General features: G+C 68.8%; 5 protein-coding genes. 4 read left to right on the top strand and 1 reads right to left on the bottom strand.

Annotation, left to right across the window (positions count from 1 at the left end):
• Positions 1 to 239: 239 nt before the first annotated feature.
• From FGD71_RS22330 to obgE, 4 genes are all read left to right on the top strand, one after another.
• Positions 240 to 1,586, top strand: coding sequence for a phospholipase D-like domain-containing protein (locus tag FGD71_RS22330; RefSeq protein ID WP_119102268.1), 1,347 nt, complete (start codon positions 240 to 242; stop codon positions 1,584 to 1,586).
• Between the two features lie 188 nt (positions 1,587 to 1,774).
• Positions 1,775 to 2,095 carry a 50S ribosomal protein L21 gene (gene rplU, locus FGD71_RS22325; protein ID WP_119102267.1) on the top strand — a complete coding sequence of 107 codons (321 nt, stop codon included), beginning with the start codon at positions 1,775 to 1,777 and terminating at the stop codon, positions 2,093 to 2,095.
• A gap of 14 nt (positions 2,096 to 2,109) precedes the next feature.
• Positions 2,110 to 2,364, top strand: coding sequence for a 50S ribosomal protein L27 (rpmA, locus tag FGD71_RS22320; protein ID WP_119102266.1), 255 nt, complete (start codon positions 2,110 to 2,112; stop codon positions 2,362 to 2,364).
• 194 nt (positions 2,365 to 2,558) lie between these two features.
• Entirely contained in the window at positions 2,559 to 3,995 is a 1,437-nt protein-coding gene (gene obgE / locus FGD71_RS22315) for a GTPase ObgE (protein WP_119102265.1), read from the top strand.
• Between the two features lie 624 nt (positions 3,996 to 4,619).
• On the opposite strand, the gene FGD71_RS22310 is transcribed toward obgE, so the two are convergent.
• The gene (locus tag FGD71_RS22310) at positions 4,620 to 6,695 is read right to left on the bottom strand and encodes a hypothetical protein (RefSeq protein ID WP_119102264.1); all 2,076 of its coding nucleotides are present in this window, start codon (positions 6,693 to 6,695) and stop codon (positions 4,620 to 4,622) included.
• Positions 6,696 to 6,795 lie beyond the last annotated feature (100 nt).

Raw genomic sequence — 6,795 nt, 5'->3', positions numbered from 1 at the left:
GACCGGCGCTGAATCCGCCGGTCAGGGGGCGTCGGCGTACCCGGACTCCCTCCCGAACTCTCTTACGTTTCGCCCTGTTTGGGTGCCTGGTGCGTTTTCCAAGGTATCGCCGATATCACAACCCATCCCCGCCACTTGGAACCCGGTCGACTACCTGTAAAACTCATCGAGTCATAGGTATGAACACGCGGGTGCGCGTTGGGGAGAACGTGCGCTCGCGTCACGGGGAGGGGGACCTCATGGCGCGCGTGCGCCTGAAAGGCAGTGGGCGGCACCGTGCTGTGAAGCCGGTCAAGGGCGGACGTCAGGCCGTGGCGCTGGCCACGGTGCTGTCCGCGGCGGGCGTCCAGGCGGTGTCGGCGGGTACGGCGCAGGCCGCGGACAACCCGACCTGGACCGAGGGCCCGATCTTCAACGACCCGCTCGGCACCAGCGACGAACAGCTCGCGATCCGCACCCGGCTGATCGAGCTGACCAACGCCGCGCTGCCCGGCTCCACCGTCAAGGTCGCGGTCTACCACGTCTGGGAGGCCCCGATCGTCAACGCGCTGGTGGCGGCCAAGAACCGCGGTGTGAACGTGAAGATCCTCCTCGACGAGTCCAGCATCAGCGACCGCCCCACCAACACCGCGTACAGCACGCTCGCCTCGGCACTCGGCACCGACCCTACGAAGGGCTCGTACGTCACGACCTGCCCCGTCGACAAGTCCTGCCTCGGCGACCCGAAGTACGGGCAGTCGATCATGCACAACAAGTTCTGGCTGTTCTCGGCCGTGCAGGGCGCCACGAACGTGGTCGTGGAGACCACCTCGAACTCGACGCCCTCCGCGCACACCAAGTTCTTCAACGACGCGCTGCTGCTGCCGAACAACCCGACGATGTACGAGGCGTACTCGGACTACTTCGACACGATGATCACGCGGGACTGGCAGTCCTGGAACTACCGCACGGTGAGCAACGGCCTCTACAAGGCGTACTTCTTCCCGCGGGCCGGCAACACCCGGGACACCGACACGGTGTACTCGGTGCTCAACAACGTCACGTGCACGTACAAGGACACCGCGGGCGTCACACGGTCGACCGTGGTCCGGGTGTCGATCTTCAAGATCACCCGCCTCGCGATCGCGGAGAAGCTCGTCTCGCTGAAGAAGGCGGGCTGCTCGGTGAGCATCGTGTACGCCGAGAGCGACAGCCTGAAGAGTTCCGGCACCGCGGGCACCTGGGAGAAGATGCATACCTCCGGCGGTCCGACCGTGAGCTGCTACAACGACGACCGGGACCCGCTCAACCCCGGCCAGAAGCTGACGACGCCGTACATCATCCACTCCAAGTACATCCTCATCGACGGCATGTACGACGGCGTGCGGAACAAGGTCAGCTTCACGGGGTCCGGCAACTACACGGGTCCGGCCCTGCGCGAGAACGACGAGTCGATCGTGAAGGTCGACGACGACGCCGTGCACGACATGTACAAGGCCCACTTCGACCGGGTGACCAAGGTCGCCTACCCCGGCACGGCGGACACCACGGACCTGTGCAAGGGCGTGAAGCCGCTGCCCCCGGACGGTGAGAAGCCGACGCCTTGAGGTCGCGGGGACGGGCCCGGTTTGACCCCCAGGTCGGGGCCCCGTAACCTTGACCCTCGGCGTGTTTCGTCGACATGCCGCATCCCCGTAAACCTCTTCCTCCCGGTGCCTCGCGCCCTGGGAGAGGCCGCCTGCGCTGCGGGCGGCTGGACTGCGGGGAATCCGAATCGAGCGAGAGAGAGATCCGCGTGTACGCCATCGTGCGCAGCGGTGGTCGCCAGCACAAGGTTGCTGTGGGCGACATCGTTGAGGTTGACAAGATTTCCACTGCCAAGGTCGGCGACACGGTCGAGCTCTCGACCTTGCTCGTTGTCGACGGTGACGCTGTCACCAGCGACCCGTGGGTGCTTGCCGGGATCAAGGTCCAGGCCGAAATCGTGGACCACCACAAGGGCGCGAAGATCGACATCCTTCGCTACAAGAACAAGACCGGCTACCGCCGTCGTCAGGGCCACCGCCAGCAGTACACGGCGATCAAGGTCACTGAGATCCCCGCGGCTGCGAAGTAAGGGACTGAGGAGAGATGGCACACAAGAAGGGCGCATCGTCCACCCGGAACGGTCGCGACTCCAATGCTCAGCGGCTCGGCGTGAAGCGCTTCGGCGGTCAGCTCGTCAACGCCGGTGAGATCCTGGTCCGCCAGCGTGGCACCCACTTCCACCCCGGTTCGGGCGTCGGCCGTGGCAAGGACGACACGCTGTTCGCGCTGGACGCCGGTGCGGTGGAGTTCGGCACCAGCCGTGGCCGCAAGGTCGTGAACATCGTTCCGGTCGCCTGACCGGATCTTTCGCGAGGCGGACCTCACTTCCCGTACGGGAAGCGGGTCCGCCTTTCGCATTGTTGTCAACGGACGAGGTACCGCGGTACGGACGTACGCGGTACTGAGGTCTGAGGTACTGAAGAACCAAGCCCGTACGTGAAGAACCATTCCGTACGTTCCGTACGTAGCCGAAGTGCTGGAGGCACCCCACCATGACCACCTTCGTGGACCGCGTCGAGCTGCATGTCGCCGCGGGTAGCGGAGGCCACGGCTGTGCCTCCGTTCACCGTGAGAAGTTCAAGCCGCTGGGCGGCCCCGACGGCGGCAACGGCGGCCGCGGCGGTGACGTGATCCTGGTCGTGGACCAGTCCGTCACCACGCTTCTCGACTACCACCACTCCCCACACCGCAAGGCCACCAGCGGCAAGCCCGGTGAGGGCGGCAACCGTTCCGGCAAGGACGGCCAGGACCTGATCCTGCCGGTCCCGAACGGCACGGTCGTGCTGGACGGTGCGGGCAACGTGCTCGCGGACCTCGTCGGGCACGGCACGGCCTACGTGGCCGCGCAGGGCGGCCGTGGCGGCCTCGGGAACGCGGCGCTGGCCTCGGCCCGCCGCAAGGCGCCCGGGTTCGCGCTGCTCGGAGTGCCCGGTGACGTACAGGACATCGTCCTGGAACTGAAGACGGTCGCGGACGTGGCGCTGGTCGGCTACCCCAGCGCGGGCAAGTCGTCCCTGATCTCGGTCCTGTCCGCCGCGAAGCCGAAGATCGCGGACTACCCCTTCACCACCCTCGTGCCGAACCTGGGCGTGGTGACGGCGGGCGCGACGGTCTACACGATCGCGGATGTGCCGGGCCTGATTCCCGGGGCGAGCCAGGGCAAGGGCCTGGGGCTGGAGTTCCTGCGCCACGTCGAACGCTGCAGTGTGCTGGTCCATGTGCTGGACACGGCCACCCTCGAATCCGAGCGTGACCCGGTCTCCGACCTCGACATGATCGAGGAGGAGCTGAAGCAGTACGGCGGCCTCGACAACCGGCCCCGCATCGTCGTCCTCAACAAGATCGACGTACCGGACGGGAAGGACCTCGCCGAGATGGTGCGGCCGGACCTGGAGGAGTGCGGTTACCGCGTCTTCGAGGTGTCGGCGGTGGCGCACACGGGCCTCAAGGAGCTGTCGTACGCTCTCGCCGACCTGGTGGCCAAGTCGCGGGCGGCGAAGCCGCAGGAGGAGGCGACCCGGATCGTCATCCGCCCGAAGGCGGTGGACGACACGGGCTTCACGGTCGTACGCGAGCAGGACGGTCTCTTCCGTGTACGCGGCGAGAAGCCCGAACGCTGGGTCCGCCAGACCGACTTCAACAACGACGAGGCCGTCGGCTACCTCGCCGACCGGCTCAACCGCCTCGGCGTCGAGGACGAGCTGATGAAGGCGGGCGCCCGCACGGGTGACGGCGTGGCCATCGGCCCCGAGGAGAACGCCGTCGTCTTCGACTGGGAGCCCACGGTCATGGCCGGCGCGGAGATGCTCGGTCGCCGAGGCGAGGACCACCGCTTCGAGACCCCTCGCCCCGCCGCCCAGCGCCGCCGCGACCGCCAGGCGGAACACGACGAGGCGGACCGCGAGTACGACGACTTCGAGCCGTTCTGACCCACCCCCCGCGCCTATACCCCTGGGGGTCCCCCCAGACCCTTTCGCCAGGGGGGCTCTGAACCCCCGTCGGGGGCCCATACGGGGCCCCTCGCTGGAGGGCTTCGCCCTGGACCCCGCCGGGCGCTGCGCCCCGGATCCCGCCGGAGGGCTCCGCTGGACCCGCGCCGGGGGGTTGCTTGGGAGGCTCGTGTGGGTCTGGATGGGGTCCTCGTCGGGAGCTTCACCCGGACACCGCCGGAGGGGCTGCGCTGAACCCCCGCCGGGGGCCCATACGGGGCACCTCGCTGGGGGGCTTCGCCCTGGACCCCGCCGGAGGCCGCCGGGAATTCTTGCCGTGGCCGCCCAGGGCCCGCGCCGGAGGCCGCCGGGATCCCCGCCGGGGGCTGTGCCGCGGATCTCCGCCAGGGGGCTCTGCCCTGATCTCCCCCACGGGGCTCTGCCCCGGGACCCCTGCCAGGGGCTTCCCCCGGGACCTCCGCCAGAAGCTTCGCCCCGGACCCCCGTCAAGGAGCTTCGCCCTTGACGGGGCCGATGGGGGCCCCCGCGCTCCTCCGGCGTCGGAGAGGTTAAAAAATCGGGGCCCCGGGAGTGATCTCCCGGGGCCCCGACTCGTGCTGGGGGTTACGCGTTGACGGAGTCCTCCGCGTCGTTCGAGTCCTGGGAGGATTCGTCGTGCGGGGCGGAGCGCGGGGAGGGGATTTCCGCGGCGAGGCGGGACTCCATGCGGAGGCGGCGTTCGTCGGCCTTGGTGCACAGGGCGTCGATCGCGGCGTTGAAGCGGGCCAGGGACGGCGGGTCGGACGGGCCGAGCAGGTGCTCCTTGAGCTCGGCGCGGGCCGCGGTGAAGTGGTCCTTCTCCGGGTGGCGCACCGCGTCCAGCAGCATCGGCACCCCGTCGGCCTCAGGCGTGAGGATGACGCCCGCGGACACCGTCGGGAAGTTCGCGCGGAAGGCCGCCTCGGGCATCCCCGAGGTGTTGGCGACGGCGTACGGCTTCTCGCTCGTCAGCCAGTCGGAGACCACCGACGAGACATCGCTGATCAGCAGGTCCGCCTGGTTGAAGCAGGCGAAGATCGCGGGACGCGCGTCCGTGATGATCTGGTGCTCCCACTCCGGGAAGGACGCCCAGTACGCCTTCTCCCAGGCCAGCGTGGCCTCGGCGATGGCGGCCTGGCGGTCACCTCGCGGCGTGCCCTGGAGCAGTATCCGCTCCATCTCGTCCGCGCTGGACCGGAAGGACATCGAGGTCAGCTGGTGCAACTCGGCGGCGCGGCGCGCCAGTTCCTCCGCGGCCCCCGCGTCCGGCCGGGGCCCCGACCGCTTGCTGTTGGCCTCGAGGATCATCGCCTTGATGCGCGCGTTGGCCGCTCCCGCACGCGGGTCGACGGAACCGGTCATCGGGTGCGGCTTGTAGAGGAGCCGTACGCCGTCGTCCTCCAGCAGCCGCCGCACCATGTTCTCGCCGGCCAGGACCACCGACGTGTTCCCGGGGTTGCCGTCCCAGCCCTCCCACGTGGGGGCGTACAGCACCGTCGTGTACGTGCCGGTGGGCGCGCCCGAGTAGGGGCGGATCGGCGCGAGCTGCGGGCGGCCGACCTCCACGATGTCCTTGTCCTCGACGCCGACCTCGGCCAGCGCGTACCGCTCGCGCGCCGCGGGACCGGCCACCCACACCTCGTCGTACGCCTTCGCGTACGGGTTGCAGGAGGACAGCTTGTCGCTCTCGCCGTGGTTGATGAAGGCGTGCTTGATGGTGGGGATGCGCAGGACCTGCGAGGTCTTCGCGGCGTTGGCCGGGTGCAGGATCATCTTCAGCGTCGAGTTCTCCAGCGAGAACATCGTCGACACCTTCGGGAAGCAGATGATCGGTATGTCCGTGGCGTCGATCTTCTGCACCATGAAGCGCTCACGCAGCACGATCAGCGGCTTCGCGTCGATCGAGGAGAGCGTGGAGAGCCACATGTTCGCCTGGTACGCGGAGGTGGTACCGCCCGAGAAGTACATGGCCACCGTCGGCTGGTAGTCGTCCAGCCACTCGTCCAGCCACTCCATGACCTTCTGGTCGTTCTTGGCCCGCTTCTTGGGGAGCAGCCAGGTGGCGAGGTACGCCGTACCGCTGCCGACCAGCGCGATGGCGGCGGCGACGCCGATGCCGCCCCAGTACGCGTCCGTGGTGGCCGCGGTGAGCAGCAGACCGGCCGTGGCCGGGATGGAGAAGGCGAGCAGCCGGTGGCTCTGGCGGCGGGCCAGGATGCGCGGCGGCGCGGGGGTCAGGTTCAGCGCGGACGCGTCGATGTTGCGCGTGACGATCGGCAGCGTACGGGACCGGCGGACCAGCACCGCGGCGGCCTGGCAGGCGAAGTGCAGGGCGTAGAAGGCGCACAGGGCGACCAGGAGAGGTGCCTGCTCGCTCGTCGGGTCGATGCCGTCGATCCGCAGGAGGCCCACGAGGAGCAGCATGTCGCGCAGCAGCTGCCGGAACGTGACGTCGAAGCGGACCTTGCCCAGGAGCGAGAGCAGCCCGGGGTTCCGGTACTGCAGGTATACGTCGAGGGCGAGGCCGCCCGCGCTCGCGGCGACGAACACCGGGACGTTCGGCAGCAGCGCGGAAACGATCTGGGCCGTGAAGAGCGCGAACATCGACAGCAGCGCGGAGAGCTGCACGATGCGGCGGGGGGCGAGTCCGGCGGAGGGCACGGAATGGGCTCCTGCGGGAATACGGTGGATGGGGGGAAACCAGGGGAGGTTGGCGTCTCGTTGAAGGTCGTAAACGAGAGACTGACCCCTGACCGTATGA

Source organism: Streptomyces sporangiiformans (genome assembly GCF_005768555.2).
Lineage (GTDB): Bacteria > Actinomycetota > Actinomycetes > Streptomycetales > Streptomycetaceae > Streptomyces > Streptomyces sporangiiformans.
Note: the sequence above shows the minus strand (reverse complement) of the source record. Positions and strands in the feature narration are given on the sequence as shown.

Excerpts from the sequence above, each read along its gene's own strand:
- FGD71_RS22330 (WP_119102268.1), top strand. The coding sequence starts at position 240 with ATGGCGCGCGTGCGCCTGAAAGGCAGTGGGCGGCACCGTGCTGTGAAG.
- obgE (WP_119102265.1), top strand. The coding sequence starts at position 2,559 with ATGACCACCTTCGTGGACCGCGTCGAGCTGCATGTCGCCGCGGGTAGC.
- rpmA (WP_119102266.1), top strand. The coding sequence starts at position 2,110 with ATGGCACACAAGAAGGGCGCATCGTCCACCCGGAACGGTCGCGACTCC.